Genomic DNA, 17,340 nt, shown 5'->3' with positions numbered 1-17,340 from the left:
AGCTTTTCTATATTCCATCTAATAGCTGGAACATTGGTAATAATATTGCCAAATACATTGATACAACGAGAAAACCGATAAAGACATAAAGAACAGGCTGGATCAATTTTAAGCTTTTTTCAATCCCTTCCTCCATATTCAATAAGCAATGCTGACTAAAGAAAAGTAATTCTTGTTCCAATTTTCCATTTTCTTGACCATGTTTTATTATCATTGGGAATTCTTTTTCAAAAAATGGAAACCGAGCCAAGATTGACTCAAGTTTTTCACCGGTTAACAGCTTTTGCTTGATTTCCAATCCCAACTGGCTATAAAATGGCTGCCTTTGATTCTTTTCAAATAAAAGCAGGGCTTCAAATACGGATATTCCCCCTGATAAAAGAAAACTTAGCTGGACAGAAAAATAATGGGTAAACAACAATTTGAGGATTCTTCCCGCAATCGGAATTCTTACGAGTAGTGACCGCTGCTGCAGGACGGAGATTTTCCGAAATACAAAAATATAATAAGTGGCACCTAATGCCAAAAGAAGCAGGAAGATAGCCATTAATATTGGAACATAGGTGTCAAATGAGTAGAGTACCTTCATAAAGAAATTTGCTTCAAGACTCATAGATTCGAAGAGACTTGTAAATTTGGGCAGCAATGATTTCTGTACAAACATTAACAAAAAACCAGTAATAAAGATCAGTAAGGCTGGATACTGTATAAGTTTTACTAATTTTTTTCTATCATTCTCTTTTACTAATGCTAGAGAGCTGCCTTCTAGGAGTGCCTCTGCAAAGCTGCCATGCTGTTCTGCAAAATAGACATAACCAATTAAATCCTTGTGAAAGCCAAGATTACCTAAGACATCATGAAATGATATCCCATTTTTTAAATCTGCCAAACATTGGTAAAGCTCCTCCTTTCGATTTTTTGGTAAATGTAAGGATAAGCTTTCAATTGCTTCTGCAATAGGGTACCCGCGTGCCAATAATTCTCCTATCCGTTTTAAGAAATTAGCCTGCTCATTAACAGACCAATTATGGCGCTTCATGATCATACACCAAGCGATCGTATTCAGACTCTTTAATATAACCCAGAGCAATCCCCTTGTTTATAACTTTCCTTACTGTCGTGTATCGCGATATTATATTTTCTCCTTTCGCTTCTTTCATCGCAGCATTAAGATTTCTCCCTGATAGAAGTTCAAAAACACTCGCCCTTTTCCATCTCCCATATGAGTAGCAGAAGGGCGAACACTCCCCTTGGCAATACGGACATGTTAGCTCCACTAATCGCTGTGCTGTAACAGCAATTAAGGTTTGTTCTACCTCTAACCAATTTACACCAAACTCATGGAGACGATATACCGCCCCCTTCGCATCCCTTGTATGCATGGTACTGAGTACCAAATGTCCCGTTAATGCAGCCCGCACTGCAATTTTAGCCGTTTCCGCATCACGTATTTCACCGACCATAATAATGTCGGGATCATGACGAAGAATCGCCTTAAGGCCAGCAGCGTATGTTATGCCCGCTTTTTCATTCACTTGTATTTGTAAAACAGAATCGTAGTTTTTTTCGATAGGGTCTTCAAGTGTGATTACGTTACGATGAAAAAGATGTGCGGTTTCATTTAAAAGGGAGTAAAGAGTTGTGGTTTTTCCCGATCCGGTCGGACCAGTAAAGATAATTAATCCATGTGCGTGTTTTAGAAGGGCAAGTAGTTTTCTGGTCATTCCAGGAAAAAGTGAGAGTTGGTGAAAGGGAATCTGTTCTTGTTGAGGCAATAGTCTGATAACCAGACTTTCTCGATTGTTAGATGGAAGGGTTGAAAGTCTAAGACCCATTAATTTTCCATCCACCTCACAAAAAATCGCACCGCTTTGTGGGCGTCTTCGTTCTCCGATATCCATATTTGCAGTAAACTTAAAATGTGAAATTAATCTGTCGCATTCATCTTTTGGAAGTGATAACCGGGGAATGAGTTTGTTCGTTAAGCGGATTTGAATGAGAGTGTCTTTCTTTCTTGGTACAATGTGAATATCTGTAGCTTGGTTTCTTGCAGCATCTGTGATAATCCTATTTGCTAGTATTTCAATTGAACTTACAATGAATAACACCACCTTTTATTTTGTCTTTGTAGTTATTCGACATCTTTCAATCTTTTCCTTCAAGATTCTTCTCTTTTTTAAAAAAATATTTTCGGAGTTTATCACTCCATTATCCCCTAGAAAACAACTATTGACAGACAGGTTGTATATATTTTGTACAACATTTGCATAACTAAACCCCGATGCACATTCGGCAAATGTGAACAATTTCTAAACATATAGTGTTAACATTGTTAACCTCATTCCCATGTTTAAATCGCTGTATTATAATTGTTTTAAATTATGGGGGTTCGAGGTGAACTAGAGATGGAACAAACATTAAAGATAACAAATGTTTTATCAGATCCAACCAGGTATTACATCTATCAATACATTACGAAACGTCACCAAGAAGTAACTGTACAAGAAGTGGCGGAGAACTTTAATATTCATCCCAATGTTGCAAGATTACATTTATCTAAGCTTGAAGATGTTAACATGTTAGCTTCTGAAACTAAAAAGACTGGTAAAGGCGGCAGACCAAGTAGATTATATCGTTTATCGGACGATGTAATTCAATTGCACTTCCCGTTCCGGGATTTTATGCTTCTATCCAAAGTTGCAATTACTACTATGCTAACGTTAGGTGAGGCTGGTAAACAAGCTCTTTATTTAACTGGTAAGCGTTTTGGGACTGAAGTGATTGAGCAGGAATTGGCAAGAAAATCCTTTGGGGAAGAAATAGAATTCGATCAAAAGTTAAGCATATTAAAAAGTGCTGCAACATTAGCTGGATTCTATCCAGAATTTGAAGTTAATGGGGATCACACAAAAATTTTCTTCCAGATTTATAATTGTCCGTTCAAAGAAGTGGCAGAGGAACACGAAAGTGTTTGTGCTATGCATCATGAGTTCCTAAAAGGAATGTTCGAGGCATTATTTGACAAAGTAGAGCTGGTTGAGAAAGAAAATATCATATCTGGTTGTGAAACTTGTTCTTACCAGGCGCTTGTTTCAAACTAATTTGAAACTTTATTTACTTTTGAACTCCTTTTCTTTATAATATTTCTTGATGGTACTGTAGGGGAAAAGGAGGGATACATATGGATCGTATGTACAGAGTCTTGGGTTTTTGGACAGGTATTTTCACCGTAATGTTCTATCTAGGTGATATGGATAAAACTGCCATGCTTTTCTTGGCCCAAACTGGATTCTTTGTTTTGTTAAGCTATTTAAAATTATCAGAACGTATGTACATGTATGTTTTCTGTGGGTATTTGACAGTATTCTTCGCAGGTTTCACTTATTGGACAACATTTATGATGCCACTGGGTGGAGGACATTGAGAAGATATTAACACATAAAAAACACCGGACCTTTTCCGGTGTTTTTTATTTTAGAAATAGATTACCATTGATACCTTTTTGTTGAATGACTATGTGAAAAAAAGAACTCATACCAGATGGCATAATCAAACTGCGAATAGCACGATTTCGTTTACTTACCTCTGAAAAAGGATTTGGATCATAATGGCTTTCTAACTCCTTTAATATTCCTGCTTTAAGTAAAAATTCATCCTGCCTAAGCTTTGAATAGAATAACAATTCTGCCTGCTGGCCCTTTTGAATTAGCCAATCAAAATGAATGTGTGTCGTTATGTCCATCTCTCCAGGGTGCTCCAAAACATCATGAATCATTTGATGCTGATAATATCCCCTTAAGCTTCCCATTATTCTTGAAGGATGCTTCCAGTCCTCCTTGGTATAACCATAATCTGCTGTTAAGACAAGCCCCCTCTTTAACACACGGGATATATCCTGCACCATCCCTTCCATTAACAAAGGGACTTCTATTCGCTGCTTTTCCTTCAATACCAGATCGCTCTCCTCTAAAAAAGTATAGATAGCTGGATTAATTAAAGGAACCTTTTCCTCATATAAGCTCTCATTTTTCATTCCCACCATTACTTCATACAATTGATTGTTCTCTTGCTCAATTACATGAACAGGCATGGCATCAAATAATTCATTGGAAAAGACCATCCCTTCAAAAGGCTCTAGTTCATCAAGCTTGGTTACTTGGGTAACAATATAGGCAGGCTTTAATAATTCATTTTGCAAATTCAAATGATAAGGACTACTTTCTACAATTATGTATTTTAATGGGGTTTTGATGGAATTCTCCCATTCCTGTAAAAAGGCATGAGCAAAACGGCCATTTCCTGCACCAATCTCACAAAAAATAGGTTCTAAATTATTTTCCTTACAAACATTTGCAAACCATTTTGCAATAATTCGCCCATAAATATCAGAAATATTACTTGTCGTTATAAAATCTCCCTGGCTGCCAATTTTTTGTTTACTTTTCATATAGTATCCTAATACAGGATGATAGAGGACTGCCTCAATGTACTCTGCATAAGATATTAAGTTTAGTTCTGAGTTTGAAATTAACCTCTTTAAATAGGTGAACATAATTTTCCTTCTTCCAGTTTACATCATTGACATAGTGTTAACTTTGTTATATTGTATTTTTAGTAGCTTAACTATATCCCTCCCATTATTTATAATAGGACATCCCCCAGAAATACCCTTCTCCAACGAGAAGGGTTTTTTCTTTTGATACAATCGTCTAGCTCCAGCGCCTAGGAAAAATTGAACTGCATTTTTCCCTGGACAAGGCGCTTCCGCTTTTGATTTTAAAACCCATTTATATACGGATTACTATCCATCTCTTCTCCAATAGTGGTTATAGGTCCATGCCCCGATAAAACAGCTGTTTCTTCAGGTAAAAATAATAATTTTTCATGGATGCTCTTCATTAATTGTTTATGGTTACCCCCTGGAAGATCTGTTCGACCAATACTGCTCTTAAATAGTGCATCCCCTGATACAACAAATCCCTCAGACTCAAAGTAATACGATACACTACCAGGTGAATGTCCTGGAGTCTCAAAGATTGAGAAAGTAAAATCACCAATTGTTAAAGTTTCTTCTTTTTTCAAGATATTGTCAGCTTTTTTCATTTTCATTAACTCTTGCATTTGAAAAAACTTCGAGCCATTTAAAGCCGGATCTATCAGCCAATCTTCTTCCTCTTCATGAATGTAAACAGGAATATTATAGTAGTCTCTTACCACATCAACTGCACCAATATGGTCAAAATGTGCATGAGTTAAAAAAATAGCAATTGGCTTGAGTTCTCTCTTCGTTAGCCACTTTATTAGCTTTTTCCCTTCACTGCCTGGATCAAAGATTAAACAGGATTTATCAGGACTTTCCACTATGTAACAATTTGTTTGTAATACCCCTAGAGGGATTTGAGACCATTTCATTTCTTTCATTACCTCCAACTATTTTTGCATTACTATTATTTTACACTATGTAAGCTGCATTGCTAACATTTTTAGCCCTCGACAAATGATAAAAAAGAATATAAAATAAGAATCGAATGTATATAATATTCTTACATAACTATTTTAGAGAGTTGGGCTAAGTCCAAGTATTATCTAATAAAGGGGGCTTTATTAATGGGAGTAGTTATTATTTTTGCTTTGGTTGCCTTACTTGCTGCTTATGGTGCATTCACTGCCCTAAAAAATAAAAATTTCTTAGGGGCATTTTGGGCCGTAGCAACATTGGCTGTTTTTGGCTGGTTTGCAATCATGACCGTTATTGAAAGTGGTTTTCCTACTGGAACACATTAAGCTCAATAAAATTAAAAGACTGCCAAACGGCAGTCTTTTTATTTATCTACGAGCTCAGATATTTCTTTTGTTTTTAAATGAATGATTTTTTCAAAACGATTTCCATACAGTGCAGCTTCGCCAGAAGGTGAAAGCTGAATTGGTTCATTCTTCATTCCTTGCAAAATCATATTGCTGATGCCCTTATTAATATCATAGCTTATAAGCTCAAAGCCTTCACTGTAAGCATCGGCTTCTGCACTTTTTAAAGGCTTTAAGGTAATGAATTTCCCTTTACTTTCATTAAAGTCATGGTAAGGAACTAACCAGCCTGAGAACATTGTCAAATGAGGGATAGAAAAAGAATAAAGCTCCTTTTTATCCTTATTATAAAAACGATAAGATGCCTGTAATTGCTCCTCATCCCTAGCGGTAACAGTCATTAGAATATTATGATAGGTTGAGAATTGGAGTACATCATTGAATAGTACTTCCTCACCCTCAGCTCCTATTTTCTTCGACATGAGTGGCGCAAAAAGTGAAGGACTGGTTTCATCCCAGTTCAGATAGGCAACTTCATCTTTTCCTACCCACTTAATAAATGGTTGAGGAATTGATAATTCAGTTGTTTTACTTTGTTCAATATTAAGCAGCAGCATTTGATATGTCCAATCTTCTTTAAAAGCAGAGATTAGAATCTCCGATTCATTAAATGGGTTCCATTCAAAGGCTAATTCATAAGAAGGGAAAGATTGCTTCATTAACTCAGAGCCCTCAGAAGAAAGTATGATAACTTGTCCTTCATAGGTGGAAGGAGAAGTTTGTATTAGTATATACTTTTTTGATGGGCTAACCTGTAAGGTGACAATTGGGAACTCGCTCTTATATAGTAATTCACTTTTACCAGTTAAAAGATTATAAAAATATACTGATGATGATTGCTCAAGGTTAGTAATGTAGAGTAACTGATGGTCAGAAAACCAGCTCCCTACTTTATAGAATTCACCTTCAGGTATTTTAATTGGGAGTTTCCAAGCTGCTACTGGCTGTGAGGGTTTGTTATTATCCTTGTCAATTTCTTTAGAAGGGCTGGGCTTGGCATCTTGTTGATGAGTACAAGCACTAAAAAAGGAGGTGAAAATGAGCAAAAACATGATTTGAAACATATATTTAATATTTATTTTCCTTTTGTATAAACTCATTTTTCCCCTCCCTCCTATTTTCTCCTTAATGATTAGTACGTTTTCATTACAAAAATGTTTCAATAATAACAGAATTATTTTAAAAAACAAGAAAAAAGTCGCATGCATACGACTTTTCTTCTATTCACAAATAACCAGCACAATAGTTTATTTTAATGTCATTGAAATCATTTTACAAGTCATGGAAGTACTATTTACAAATAAAGTGCGGCTAGAAATATACCCTCAACTTTTTGGAGAATGTCATTAAAATGAGATAAGGGCAATGGATTTATTCCCCTTCCGAGTTCTAAAGTAAAACCTGGGCGTTTAAACTCTTGTATATACCAGTCCTTGAATCCCGCATGACTATCGACATTTCGTATCGCCTTGTAACCACTTACTCGTTCGAATTCCTTTGCCAGGACTTCTGATTCAGGAGGTTCGAAGCCTTCATATCCCCAATAGAACTCTTCACCTTGAGTATGAAAGGCTAGTATTCTGTCGTAATTATTTTTTTTCATTAAATCAGCCATAGTAATTGCTTCAGGTTCTGATAAAGAAGACTTGCCTGGATAATCTCTTGGTGCGGGAGACTTAGGTTCCTTCCTCTCCTGCTCAATCTCCCAATTCGCCGGAAACTGGTTGTTTAAGTCTACCCCTCTTATATTTGCCTTCCAATGAACAAATTCATTGCTGCCTTCATTGATATTCACCACTTCATCCCGACGGCTTGTTGGTGGACCATTTAATACTAGGTCTACCCCGTCTGGATTAACCATTGGTACAATTGATAATTCCGTTTCATTATATAAATTTATTGTATTAATTCCTCTATATGCAGTTCGATTTGTTAATGAAATGAGGTACTGATTCATTAGGGTCATTAATACCATCGTTGTAATCCATTCGTTTGCATGAAAAGAGGCGTTCATATGAACCTTTTTCAACCCTTTTCCAATTCTAATTTCTTGAATGGGATTCCCTAAAACACTAGTCCCTATAGTCTCAACATTAATAAATGGATAAAACTTTTTAAGAGTTTTTATTTGTTTCACTAATATCCCTGAACCAAATGGTAATTTTGAACTAACATTTTGCTTTGCAATTCGTTCTGGAAGATAAAGGATTTCACCTGGTATTAAGCGATTGGGATCTTTCATTTGATTGAGAATCATGACAGCGTCAATCTGTAGATTATTTTCATTTCCAATTTTCCACAAAGTATCGTCTTCTTTTATTGTGTACGGAACAGAAACGTAGCCTGGAATAACTATTTTTGTACCAGATTTCAAACTGGTTGGGTTTACCTTCTCGTTTGAATCGGTAATAAGTTCAAGCGGGACCATAAATAATCGACCATAATACGAAAAGGAATCACCTTCACGGACTCGAACTTCCATATTTTTCTCCCTCCTTCCATCATAAAAATAATATGACGAACGACAGGAGAAAATGAGCACAACAAAAAACCTGCTAAAAAATGCAGGTTTAGGTTGTTCTTTATAATTCTAGTTTATTTTTTATAAGCCAAGCCGCACCAATTGCTCCCGCATCATTACCTAATGTTGCCAGTGAAAGAGTTGTAGAATCTCTAACTGATGAGAAAGCAAACATAGAGAAGTTTACCTTTACTGCGTCTAATAAAACGTCCCCTGCACGAGATACACCACCGCCAAGTACAATGGTTTCCGGATTCAGTGTATTAGCAATATTTGCAAGAACAAATCCTAAATGAAAGGCAACTTCATCGACTATGTTTTTAGCCAGTTCATCACCATTACGAGCGCTATCAAAAACATCCTTCGCTGTAACTTTCCCATTTTCAGAAAGTAAAATGGCCAGCTGTCCCTTTGCTTTAGCTTTTGAAAGTTCAATTTCAGCCAGACGAACAATGCCCGTTGCGGAAGCAATTGTTTCCAAACAGCCAGTCTTTCCACAGTTACAAGGCGCTCCTCCAAAAGGGATAGACGTGATATGGCCAATTTCTCCAGCTGCACCGTTAATACCTCGTACGATATCACCATTAGCAATAACTCCGCCGCCTACACCCGTTCCAAGTGTCACACAAACTAAATCTCTGGCACCCTTACCAGCACCATTCCACATTTCCCCCAACGCTGCACAATTAGCATCGTTTTCAATAACAACCGGCAAGGCTGTTAGTGAATGCAAACTTTCTTGTAAAGGAAAGTTATCCTTCCATCCAAGATTAACAACATTTAAAACAACTCCAGTTTCATAATCTATAGGTCCTGGTGCTCCCATACCAATTCCAATTAATTTGGACTTTTGTACATTTATATCTGCTAATTTTTGATTGATTGCATTCGCAATATTACTCGTAATATTTTGACCTTCATTAGAGTTATCAGTAGGAATTTCCCACTTATGAAGGATTTCTCCGTTCAAGTTAATAAAAGCTATTTTTGTAGTGGTCCCACCCAGGTCAACACCAACAATCCATTTTTCCGACACCATAATCACCTATCTTTTTTCTTCTTTTTCTTTTAAAAATCTAATTTCATGTCTTAAAATTAACAGTGCAGTCGAGTATTCTTTCGGTTCAATTAACTGAGCTTGATACAAATCTTTTAATTCTGACTCCATTAATTCTAGGTCTGCGATTCGATCTCCAATATAAATAATTGTTCCATATTGTTTTAAAAATTGTTGAATATCATAAATTGACTTCATCTTTTAGCCCTCTTACATAAAGAATGAGAAACATTACATGTAAAGTATACCTTAAGCCCATACCACCCTCAAGCAGTTCTTGCTAAGAAATGCAAGAATCTGGCATGTCCAGTCAATTGATTCCATATAACTTTAATATAGCTGCTATTAATCTCTTAATAGTAAAAAAGAAGGATGGGATTAGATGAAAAAAAACTATTTGATGCTAGGAGTATTTATCATTGTTATTCTAGCTTTTACAATACATCAGTATAAAAATCCGAAAATACAGGAGAGTATCACCTACTTTCCGATTGATCCCAATGTAAGCTTTAAAACAGCACAGACGATCCTTACAGTGATGAATAATCCAGCAAATACAATTTTATGGAAGGAACATTCCACTTTGGATCGTAAAGCATACTTAAGGCAGGATGCTGCTTTGCTGTATGCCAACGGACGTCTTATTGATCAACTTTGGAACTGGAAGCAGAATACTGCAGTAATTGAACAGGAAAAAAGAATGACATTGGACAAAAATGTTCTATTACAAGCCATTACCTTTCACCATGCAGAGCTCCATGAAAATGAAAATAAAATTTTCAGTTCTCAAGCAATGTCTGCGGACCAAACTTTCTTCCTTACAGCTCATGCTGATAATGTAAAGAAACAGTTGGAACAGCAGATAGAAACAATGCTGCAGCTCAGTTGGAACAAAGGATTACGTCATTTTTCTATTAATTTGAGCAACTACCAAGCATATCCCCTTAGCGAGTTTAATGAACTGGCCAAGGACTCCTTACCGGGTTTTACAAAACCAGAAACCGCTAAAATTGTAGGAAACCTTTGGGAGGGCTTGTATAAAAATTATATTCTTGGAATAAAAAAAGCAGAGGATGCCATTGAAAGTCCCAAAGGCAGTACCCTTCCGCTTATTTTAATCGCAACCGACAAGTCACATTTATTAGTATTAACAGAGACCGCTTTAGGTGAACCTATTCTTCTCCGTCAGATGATGGCAGTAAACGATTAAGTTCCTGAACCAAGTCAGAATATTCCTGTTGGCTTGGTTTTAATTCTGACGCCTTTTCAGCATTGTTTTTTGCCTCATTTAGGTCGTTTTCCTCTAAATGGAGTAAGGCTAAATTATAGTAGGCTTCAGGTAAATCAGGGTCTAATTGTATGACCTTCAGCAGATGAGATTTAGCATCATCGAGTTTGTTCAATTTTATTTCTACAAAAGACAAGGCAAAATATACTTCTAGAGATGGTTTACCAGCGTCCTTTACGTATTTCGTTAATACGTCATATGCTTGTTCATAGTTCTCTTGTTTAATATATTCTTGGGCTAACATCATAGTAGAGCTTTCATTTCCACTTGTTTTCGAATGTTGAAAACCATACACTAAGGACCCATATATGATAGAGGCTGATAGTAACATAAATAGTATCTGTAAAAATGGCTTTTTCTTCTTAGGGAAGTGGAGGATTCCAGCTGCAAGGAAACCGCCAGCCAAACCTCCTAAATGTCCGGCATTATCTACGATGGATACGGTGAATCCAAATATTAAATTAAAGACCAGTACTGTAATGACACTAGTACCCATTGTCCGAAAAAAAAGCTTTGGATACATGAGTGCAAAATAAAGCAATGCCCCAAAACAGCCGAAGATTGCTCCACTTGCTCCTGCTGAAATATTTGGGCTAAATATAAAACTGGCAATAACCCCTGATATACCCGCAAAAAGATAGATAAATAAAAATCGGGTATTCCCAAAGATTTTTTCCACTGCCGGACCTAAAAAGTATAAAGCCAAGGTATTCATTGCTAAATGTAAAAAACCGATATGAAGGAAAATAGGCGTTATGAATCTCCACCATTCTCCCTCGTAAATATAAGGGTTAAATTTGGCCCCATATTTAATCAGAGTAGAGGTATTCGTGCTTCCCCCTTGAAGCTCTAATAATAAGAAAACGGCAACCTGGATAATCATAAAAAGGTATGTAAAAAATGGTTTACCATTCGAGAATATTTCTTTTTCTTTTTTAGACATTTGAAGTGCAGAATCTAATGCTGCTTTCTTTTGGACCATAACATCCTGGTCTGAGTACTCACCATGTATTGGGAAGGAGATTTCTCTTTCCAGTCTTTCTGATAATGCTTTAAATCCTGATTCGTATTGGCTGCCCGTTAATAATAATGAACTTACACTCGTTTTATTTGCCTGGGGAGCGATAAATGGACTTTGCAGGCGATGTTCATAGTCATCAACCGGAGGAAATTGACTAATATAGATATTCACAACTGAAAGCTCGCTACGCCCGATTTGTTTCCGTATCTGTTCGCCATTTGAGGCTGTAAATTCTATGTCTCTTTGCAACAAGTTGCTCCAGTCTAAATCAATCCGTACCAATCGAAGTATTGGCGCCTTTTTATTTTCGAGTTTTTCCAGCCATAATTCTTTTTGATTTTCAAATAATTGAATAATTCGGTAGCCTTGCTCCGAAATAAAGAAATTTGCCAATCTCCAAAAGACATACTCCTCTTTATAATTCAATACCCCCACTACTTTCTATTAAGACTATATTTTTTATCTTTTTTTCACTAATTTATTTCATTATAAACGAAAAACAAGCTTTATAATGACTAAACAAGATGATAAGGAAGGCATTTTTTCAACAAAAAAAGACCATCTGCGGCTTTCACCAATCAGATGGTCTTTCAGCTGGTCCCCCAAATACAGTCTGTATCATTTTACTTTTAACACCAGGGAAACTCATGAACGAGCCTACAGCTATTCGCCGCATCCAGCCTGACCTGAGTAAAAGGTTAATAATCCGATATCTGAAGCGGAATGCAAAATAGCCAATGGATCCAATCATAAATATGGATGTCAGCATACGAGACATATCATCCCTCCTATCGATATTATGTGAATAGGAGTTGGTTTTTATCCACTTTATATTAGAACTTACTTAACACAGGGTTCATTGTTTGTTTTAGTACATTTACAGAGTTTGTAAATTTTTCTTTTTCTTTCTTATTCAGATCAAGCTCTACAACTTCCCTTATTCCACTGCGGTTCACTACTGCAGGTACACCAATATAGACGTCTTTATGTCCATATTCACCATCTAAATAAGCTGAGACAGTTAAAACTGAATTTTCATCACGCAATATCGCTTTTGTTAAACGAACGAGCCCCATCGCAATTCCATAATAGGTGGCACCTTTTCGTTCAATAATATGATAAGCAGCATCCCTGACATTAATAAATATATTATCTAGGTCCTCTTGGTTTGTTTCATGTTTACTTGTCCATTCGGAGATTTTCATTCCAGCAATGTCTGCGTGGCTCCATACTGGAAGTTCCGTGTCCCCATGCTCGCCAATGATGTAAGCATGAACGTTACGTGTATCAACATCATAATACTGTCCCAATAAGAAGCGGAACCTTGCTGTATCTAAAATAGTTCCAGAACCAATTACACGTTCCTTTGGAAGACCAGAAAATTTCCAGACAGCATATGTTAATATATCAACTGGGTTTGTTGCAACTAAGAAAATACCATCAAAACCACTAGCCATTATTTGTTCGACTATACCTTTAAAAATGTTGGTGTTCTTCTCTACAAGGTCCAAGCGTGTTTCACCTGGTTTTTGGTTAGCACCAGCTGTGATCACGACAAGGTCAGCTTGATCACAATCTGCATAGGTTCCGTACCAAATTTTAGTGCGTGAAGGAGCAAAAGGCAAACCATGATTTAAATCCATCGCATCCCCTTCAGCTTTTGCTTCGTTTAAATCAACTAATACTAGTTCCTCGGTTATTCCTTGATTTAATAAAGCAAAGGCATAGCTTGAGCCTACAAAACCTGTTCCAACAAGGACAACTCTATTCACTTTTACCATGATATTTCCTCCTCTGGGGGGATAGTGGTTATAAAATTTTACATAGACTTAAATTGTACAATAATTCACAACTTTTCAGTACCGATTCAGCTTTATATCTATTATGTTATAAAATAAATGAAGATCATTGCTAACAGTGCAGCAATAAATCCAGATAAGAAATTCACCATATCATTATCCACTAAATGATACCCTTTTATTCTTTTAGCAGATGTTTTGCAATGGACCTTTTTCTCCGTTTCAATCCCGCATTTGGTGCAAATATAGACCTGCTGATAGTAGGCACCAAATAAAGTGTCAATAACATTACCTAAGAAACCGAACAGGAAAATGATCAAAAAGTGGAATAAGCCCAAATGAAAAAGCCAAGCACCTGCAAAAGTGATTACCATGGATCCGAATAGTGCAGCTGCCGTACCCAACAAACTGATGGCACCAGAGGTTCCTTTTTCTATTGGTTTAAAAGTCCGTATGTATACAGGTTTTCTTTTACTTAACGTGCCAATTTCTGATGCCCACGTATCCGAGTTTGAACTAGCAAGGCAGACAACAAAACCAATCAGCCAAATCATGTCCTGTTGAAAATAATAAATTATGCTTAATAATACAGCACAACCACCATTAGCTAAAACCTGACGCCAATCTCTGGTAGTTCCCTTTGCTAATTTTTCTTCAATGTCTTTTTTTGCTGAGCTTTTATATTTTGACCAAAAGCTGGATGTTGCAAAAAATAATCCAAGAAGGAAAAGCCCTTTTAAACCGAATCCGAAATAGACAGCGACTCCTACTGCTACTGCTGCAATAGCCCCACTACTACTTAAGGACCGTTCCCGATAACCTGCAAAACCACCTAAAATAATAATTGAGATAATGATTAGATTTTGTATCATTTTATAGTTATTACCTCATCATTAGTGATAAGTTTCGAGACTGGAATATCATGCTTTTCTATAGGAAATTGAGGAAGAACCTGGAAGTGAAAGGCAAGAGAGATTGTTTTTCCCTTAAAATTGGGTAGATAACGATCGTAGTAACCACCGCCAAAGCCCAACCGGTATCCTTCTCGTGTATAAGCCAAACCAGGGACGATTAACAGATTGATATCATCAGACTTTACTTCTGTCGTGTGCTCTTCTATGGGTTCAAGTAAACCATAAAAAACAGATTCCAGCTGCGAAAATCGGGTTATTTTATGAAAGGATAAAACCTTTTCCTTTGGATGGCACTTCGGAGCGACAACCACTTTTCCTGATTCCCACGCTCTTCTAATAATTTGATATGTATCGACTTCAGGCTCCTTCGAGATAGTAATCCCAATTACTTCAGCTTGTTTCCAGTCATCTTCATTAAATAGATTCCTAGCTATTTTATAGGAGTAATCTTCATAATTAGGCTTAGTAAGTCCAGTAAGTCTCTCTTTCATTTCTTTACGTATGATATTTTTTTCATTCATATAAATTGATTTCTCCTTATTTTTTTGCAACAAAAAAAGCAGCAGGAAGCCCTACTGCTTATTTTGTTTCACGGTGTGCTGTTGTACGCTTCTCTCTTGGGCAATATTTCTTAAGCTCAAGACGATCAGGGTTGTTACGTTTATTTTTTGTTGAAATATAGTTACGATCTCCACACTCAGTGCAAGCTAACGTAATATTTACACGCATGTCAATTTCCCTCCAAACGATTATGCTAGTTCGTTCATACGACTTTTCTATGATATCACTTTTCAAAAGGAAATGCTAGTGTGTTTTTAAAGAAAAGCAAAAGCGCTTAGGAAAAATGCAGTTCAATTTTTCCTAAGCGCTGAGTTAGACAATAAAAGTATATTATCTTGCATTTTCATTCACATTTACTCGTTTATTTAACTGCGTTTCTTCCATAATTTTAACTGTTTGGGAAGCAACTCGTTTCCATCCATATAGGTTCTTAACTATTTGCCTGCCTTTTTCGCCTATTTCTTTTGCCTTATCAGAATTTTGTGATAAGAAGTCAATATTAGATAGGAGGCTTTTGGCATCACCTGGATTCATTAGCAGGCCGGTTTGCTTATCCATAATAATTCCTTTTAACCCGCCTATGTCTGAAACAATGGTAGGTATACCTAGAATCATTGCTTCTAAAGCTACGATTCCAAAGGGTTCGTATAAGCTTGGGAAAACAGCGATTTCACAATTTACTAACAGTGCATCCCTTTGCTCGTCCGAAACATAACCAATAAAAACAATGAAATAATCTAATTGTCTTTCCGAAACCATTTTTCGGTATCTTTCGAGCATTGGTCCTTTGCCAGCAATTACAAAATAAATATTCCTTCGGTTTTCCTTTGCCAGTTGTGCAGCCTCAATAATTGTTTCAAATCCCTTTTCCTTAACCATTCTACCTACAGAGAAGACATACTTTCTACGCTTAATGAATGGATAAATTTCGTTTGAGTTTACCTCACCAGTACTTGGTTCAATTCCGTTAGGAACAATTTCTAGTTTTTTCTCAGAGAGTTGGAAGTTTGTTAATAATTCTTCTCTCATATAGGTGCTGCAGACAATTATTTGATCTGATTCCATTATTAACTTCTTTTCTTTATTGTGGATAAACTGCTGCATATCCGTGTGAATTCCATTATTCCTGCCATGTTCGGTAGCATGAATAGTCGTTAATAATGGAATGGACAGTTCTTCTTTTAAAGTCACAGCAGAAGTTCCTACGAGCCAATCATGAGCATGAACGATATCAAACTTTATATTTTCTGCAATTTTCACTCCTTTAAAGCTCATGGTTAAATTCAGACCTGCAAGCCAAGAGAGAAAATTGTTGTCCTGATTGTTTAGTGGTATGACACGATGGACATGAACTCCATCTACTACCTCATAAGCTAAGAGACCGCCATTCCCAGCGGTAATCACATGGACCTCGTGACCAAGTTGCGCTAATTGGACAGCAAGACCACTGACATGCCTCGAGAGCCCGCCAACAACATTTGGAGGGTACTCCCAGGTTAATATCAGAATTTTTAATTGCCAGTTGTAGGAATGCTTTTGGCTCATTTCGGTATTTAAATAATCATCCATTATTCTTCTTCGTATTTTTTGATTCTCCATAATAGCTGTAAGTGCTTACATAATCAATCCATTTTGGTGAAAAATTATCAATCTGTTGAAAGTTCACCAAGTTCGTATAAATTTCACTGCCATTTAAATTACCCATAGTTGGAGTTTGAACTGAATTTGAGCGCAGAACCGGCAAAAACTCATTTTCATTTAATTTCACACCTATTTCAGCCACATAACTCCGATTCGCTGTCAATCCTTTAATAAACCAATAGCCCTGGTTATAAGGAACAGTAATATCATAGTAATGGTGAGCATTATTCCCAGTGAAAATAATATCCGTTACATCATAAATTCTAACGATATGTACCAGTTCCTCAAAAGGTCTATCATAAAATGAAGTGATAACCTTTGCGGGAACTTTAGATGCCTCCCAATAAACAATTACCTTTCTAGGGGTAACCAGTTTAACCTGTAATTCCCCCTTAACAGGAGTATAATCGATTGTTTGGTGATTTAACTCGAATACTTCCATTTGCGTATTCTCTTCAACTGAAACAACTTCTATATTATTTTCCAGATTATTAATATATTTACTCCATCTATATTGAACTCTTCCAACAGTGGTGTTCAAGTGTGAGGCGATTTTTCGGAATGATAAACCATCCTCTCTTAGTTTAATAATTTCTTCAATCATTGTTCTCCTCCATTTCCGCAAACAACTACTATATGCAAAAGTAATCGAAATATTCTTTCATAGATACTA

At 36.5% G+C, this 17,340-nt stretch carries 20 protein-coding genes; 4 read left to right on the top strand and 16 right to left on the bottom strand.

What is annotated here, in order from left to right; translation table 11 throughout:
• Positions 1–7 precede the first annotated feature (7 nt).
• Both comGB and comGA read right to left on the bottom strand, forming a co-directional pair.
• Positions 8–1,039, bottom strand: a complete 1,032-nt coding sequence (comGB, locus tag CHI06_RS03810) for a competence type IV pilus assembly protein ComGB (RefSeq protein ID WP_095247098.1) — start codon at positions 1,037–1,039, stop codon at positions 8–10.
• A complete protein-coding gene (gene comGA, locus CHI06_RS03805; protein WP_095247097.1) occupies positions 1,026–2,111 on the bottom strand; it encodes a competence type IV pilus ATPase ComGA in 1,086 nt (361 codons plus the stop codon). The genes comGB and comGA overlap by 14 nt, the downstream gene beginning before the upstream one ends.
• 294 nt (positions 2,112–2,405) lie before the next feature.
• Between comGA and CHI06_RS03800 the strand changes: the two genes are divergently transcribed.
• Together CHI06_RS03800 and CHI06_RS03795 are read left to right on the top strand one after the other, a co-directional pair.
• Complete coding sequence (locus tag CHI06_RS03800) at positions 2,406–3,101, top strand: helix-turn-helix transcriptional regulator (RefSeq protein ID WP_095247096.1); 696 nt, start codon at positions 2,406–2,408, stop codon at positions 3,099–3,101.
• Positions 3,102–3,181: 80 nt separating this feature from the next.
• Positions 3,182–3,424, top strand: coding sequence for a DUF2626 domain-containing protein (locus CHI06_RS03795; protein WP_095247095.1), 243 nt, complete (start codon positions 3,182–3,184; stop codon positions 3,422–3,424).
• A 45-nt stretch (positions 3,425–3,469) separates the two neighbouring features.
• Here CHI06_RS03795 and CHI06_RS03790 read toward each other — a convergent pair whose 3' ends face one another.
• Positions 3,470–4,552 (bottom strand): class I SAM-dependent methyltransferase, encoded by a 1,083-nt coding sequence (locus CHI06_RS03790; RefSeq protein ID WP_095247094.1) that lies wholly within the window; start codon positions 4,550–4,552, stop codon positions 3,470–3,472.
• 224 nt (positions 4,553–4,776) lie between these two features.
• Positions 4,777–5,412: an MBL fold metallo-hydrolase gene (locus CHI06_RS03785; RefSeq protein ID WP_095247125.1), complete on the bottom strand. Its 636-nt coding sequence runs from the start codon at positions 5,410–5,412 to the stop codon at positions 4,777–4,779.
• A 195-nt stretch (positions 5,413–5,607) separates the two neighbouring features.
• Here CHI06_RS03785 and CHI06_RS03780 point away from each other — a divergent pair, with 195 nt between their 5' ends.
• Positions 5,608–5,784, top strand: coding sequence for a DUF2759 domain-containing protein (locus tag CHI06_RS03780; protein WP_095247093.1), 177 nt, complete (start codon positions 5,608–5,610; stop codon positions 5,782–5,784).
• Between the two features lie 38 nt (positions 5,785–5,822).
• Here the strand turns inward: CHI06_RS03780 and CHI06_RS03775 are convergent, their stop codons facing one another.
• The 4 genes from CHI06_RS03775 to CHI06_RS03760 all read right to left on the bottom strand — a co-directional run bounded on the left by CHI06_RS03775 (position 5,823) and on the right by CHI06_RS03760 (position 9,641).
• Positions 5,823–6,965 carry a hypothetical protein gene (locus tag CHI06_RS03775; RefSeq protein ID WP_095247092.1) on the bottom strand — a complete coding sequence of 381 codons (1,143 nt, stop codon included), beginning with the start codon at positions 6,963–6,965 and terminating at the stop codon, positions 5,823–5,825.
• A gap of 194 nt (positions 6,966–7,159) precedes the next feature.
• Positions 7,160–8,347, bottom strand: coding sequence for a M14 family metallopeptidase (locus CHI06_RS03770; RefSeq protein ID WP_095247091.1), 1,188 nt, complete (start codon positions 8,345–8,347; stop codon positions 7,160–7,162).
• A 100-nt stretch (positions 8,348–8,447) separates the two neighbouring features.
• Positions 8,448–9,422 (bottom strand): ROK family glucokinase, encoded by a 975-nt coding sequence (locus CHI06_RS03765; protein WP_095247090.1) that lies wholly within the window; start codon positions 9,420–9,422, stop codon positions 8,448–8,450.
• Between the two features lie 9 nt (positions 9,423–9,431).
• Positions 9,432–9,641 carry a YqgQ family protein gene (locus CHI06_RS03760; protein WP_095247089.1) on the bottom strand — a complete coding sequence of 70 codons (210 nt, stop codon included), beginning with the start codon at positions 9,639–9,641 and terminating at the stop codon, positions 9,432–9,434.
• Positions 9,642–9,825: 184 nt separating this feature from the next.
• Between CHI06_RS03760 and CHI06_RS03755 the strand changes: the two genes are divergently transcribed.
• Complete coding sequence (locus tag CHI06_RS03755) at positions 9,826–10,653, top strand: hypothetical protein (protein ID WP_095247088.1); 828 nt, start codon at positions 9,826–9,828, stop codon at positions 10,651–10,653.
• Here the strand turns inward: CHI06_RS03755 and CHI06_RS03750 are convergent.
• From CHI06_RS03750 to CHI06_RS03715, 8 genes are all read right to left on the bottom strand, one after another.
• Positions 10,616–12,187 carry a rhomboid family intramembrane serine protease gene (locus tag CHI06_RS03750; protein WP_373558130.1) on the bottom strand — a complete coding sequence of 524 codons (1,572 nt, stop codon included), beginning with the start codon at positions 12,185–12,187 and terminating at the stop codon, positions 10,616–10,618. The two genes, CHI06_RS03755 and CHI06_RS03750, sit on opposite strands and share 38 nt — an antisense overlap.
• Before the next feature lie 136 nt (positions 12,188–12,323).
• The gene (locus CHI06_RS03745) at positions 12,324–12,530 is read right to left on the bottom strand and encodes a hypothetical protein (protein ID WP_095247086.1); all 207 of its coding nucleotides are present in this window, start codon (positions 12,528–12,530) and stop codon (positions 12,324–12,326) included.
• A 55-nt stretch (positions 12,531–12,585) separates the two neighbouring features.
• Positions 12,586–13,536 carry an L-lactate dehydrogenase gene (locus tag CHI06_RS03740; protein ID WP_095247085.1) on the bottom strand — a complete coding sequence of 317 codons (951 nt, stop codon included), beginning with the start codon at positions 13,534–13,536 and terminating at the stop codon, positions 12,586–12,588.
• 98 nt (positions 13,537–13,634) lie between these two features.
• Positions 13,635–14,423 carry a DUF92 domain-containing protein gene (locus tag CHI06_RS03735; protein ID WP_095247084.1) on the bottom strand — a complete coding sequence of 263 codons (789 nt, stop codon included), beginning with the start codon at positions 14,421–14,423 and terminating at the stop codon, positions 13,635–13,637.
• Positions 14,420–14,986 carry a 5-formyltetrahydrofolate cyclo-ligase gene (locus tag CHI06_RS03730; RefSeq protein WP_095247083.1) on the bottom strand — a complete coding sequence of 189 codons (567 nt, stop codon included), beginning with the start codon at positions 14,984–14,986 and terminating at the stop codon, positions 14,420–14,422. Before CHI06_RS03730 ends, CHI06_RS03735 begins: the two co-directional genes overlap by 4 nt.
• Positions 14,987–15,044: 58 nt before the next feature.
• Positions 15,045–15,194 (bottom strand): 50S ribosomal protein L33, encoded by a 150-nt coding sequence (gene rpmG / locus CHI06_RS03725; protein WP_015594975.1) that lies wholly within the window; start codon positions 15,192–15,194, stop codon positions 15,045–15,047.
• Between the two features lie 162 nt (positions 15,195–15,356).
• Complete coding sequence (locus CHI06_RS03720) at positions 15,357–16,595, bottom strand: glycosyltransferase family 4 protein (protein WP_095247082.1); 1,239 nt, start codon at positions 16,593–16,595, stop codon at positions 15,357–15,359.
• Positions 16,588–17,271 carry a DUF4912 domain-containing protein gene (locus tag CHI06_RS03715; protein WP_095247081.1) on the bottom strand — a complete coding sequence of 228 codons (684 nt, stop codon included), beginning with the start codon at positions 17,269–17,271 and terminating at the stop codon, positions 16,588–16,590. Before CHI06_RS03715 ends, CHI06_RS03720 begins: the two co-directional genes overlap by 8 nt.
• Positions 17,272–17,340 lie beyond the last annotated feature (69 nt).

Source organism: Bacillus sp. 7884-1, from assembly GCF_002272245.1.
Lineage (GTDB): Bacteria > Bacillota > Bacilli > Bacillales > Cytobacillaceae > Neobacillus.
Note: the sequence above shows the minus strand (reverse complement) of the source record. Positions and strands in the feature narration are given on the sequence as shown.

What these genes read in the sequence shown, in the direction of transcription:
- CHI06_RS03795 (WP_095247095.1), top strand. Translation starts at nt 3,182, where the DNA reads ATGGATCGTATGTACAGAGTCTTGGGTTTTTGGACAGGTATTTTCACC.
- CHI06_RS03735 (WP_095247084.1), bottom strand. Translation starts at nt 14,423, where the DNA reads ATGATACAAAATCTAATCATTATCTCAATTATTATTTTAGGTGGTTTT.
- CHI06_RS03775 (WP_095247092.1), bottom strand. Translation starts at nt 6,965, where the DNA reads ATGAGTTTATACAAAAGGAAAATAAATATTAAATATATGTTTCAAATC.
- CHI06_RS03715 (WP_095247081.1), bottom strand. Translation starts at nt 17,271, where the DNA reads ATGATTGAAGAAATTATTAAACTAAGAGAGGATGGTTTATCATTCCGA.
- CHI06_RS03760 (WP_095247089.1), bottom strand. Translation starts at nt 9,641, where the DNA reads ATGAAGTCAATTTATGATATTCAACAATTTTTAAAACAATATGGAACA.
- comGB (WP_095247098.1), bottom strand. Translation starts at nt 1,039, where the DNA reads ATGAAGCGCCATAATTGGTCTGTTAATGAGCAGGCTAATTTCTTAAAA.
- CHI06_RS03730 (WP_095247083.1), bottom strand. Translation starts at nt 14,986, where the DNA reads ATGAATGAAAAAAATATCATACGTAAAGAAATGAAAGAGAGACTTACT.
- CHI06_RS03780 (WP_095247093.1), top strand. Translation starts at nt 5,608, where the DNA reads ATGGGAGTAGTTATTATTTTTGCTTTGGTTGCCTTACTTGCTGCTTAT.
- rpmG (WP_015594975.1), bottom strand. Translation starts at nt 15,194, where the DNA reads ATGCGTGTAAATATTACGTTAGCTTGCACTGAGTGTGGAGATCGTAAC.
- CHI06_RS03745 (WP_095247086.1), bottom strand. Translation starts at nt 12,530, where the DNA reads ATGTCTCGTATGCTGACATCCATATTTATGATTGGATCCATTGGCTAT.
- CHI06_RS03785 (WP_095247125.1), bottom strand. Translation starts at nt 5,412, where the DNA reads ATGAAATGGTCTCAAATCCCTCTAGGGGTATTACAAACAAATTGTTAC.
- CHI06_RS03800 (WP_095247096.1), top strand. Translation starts at nt 2,406, where the DNA reads ATGGAACAAACATTAAAGATAACAAATGTTTTATCAGATCCAACCAGG.
- CHI06_RS03770 (WP_095247091.1), bottom strand. Translation starts at nt 8,347, where the DNA reads ATGGAAGTTCGAGTCCGTGAAGGTGATTCCTTTTCGTATTATGGTCGA.
- CHI06_RS03720 (WP_095247082.1), bottom strand. Translation starts at nt 16,595, where the DNA reads ATGGATGATTATTTAAATACCGAAATGAGCCAAAAGCATTCCTACAAC.
- CHI06_RS03755 (WP_095247088.1), top strand. Translation starts at nt 9,826, where the DNA reads ATGAAAAAAAACTATTTGATGCTAGGAGTATTTATCATTGTTATTCTA.
- CHI06_RS03790 (WP_095247094.1), bottom strand. Translation starts at nt 4,552, where the DNA reads ATGTTCACCTATTTAAAGAGGTTAATTTCAAACTCAGAACTAAACTTA.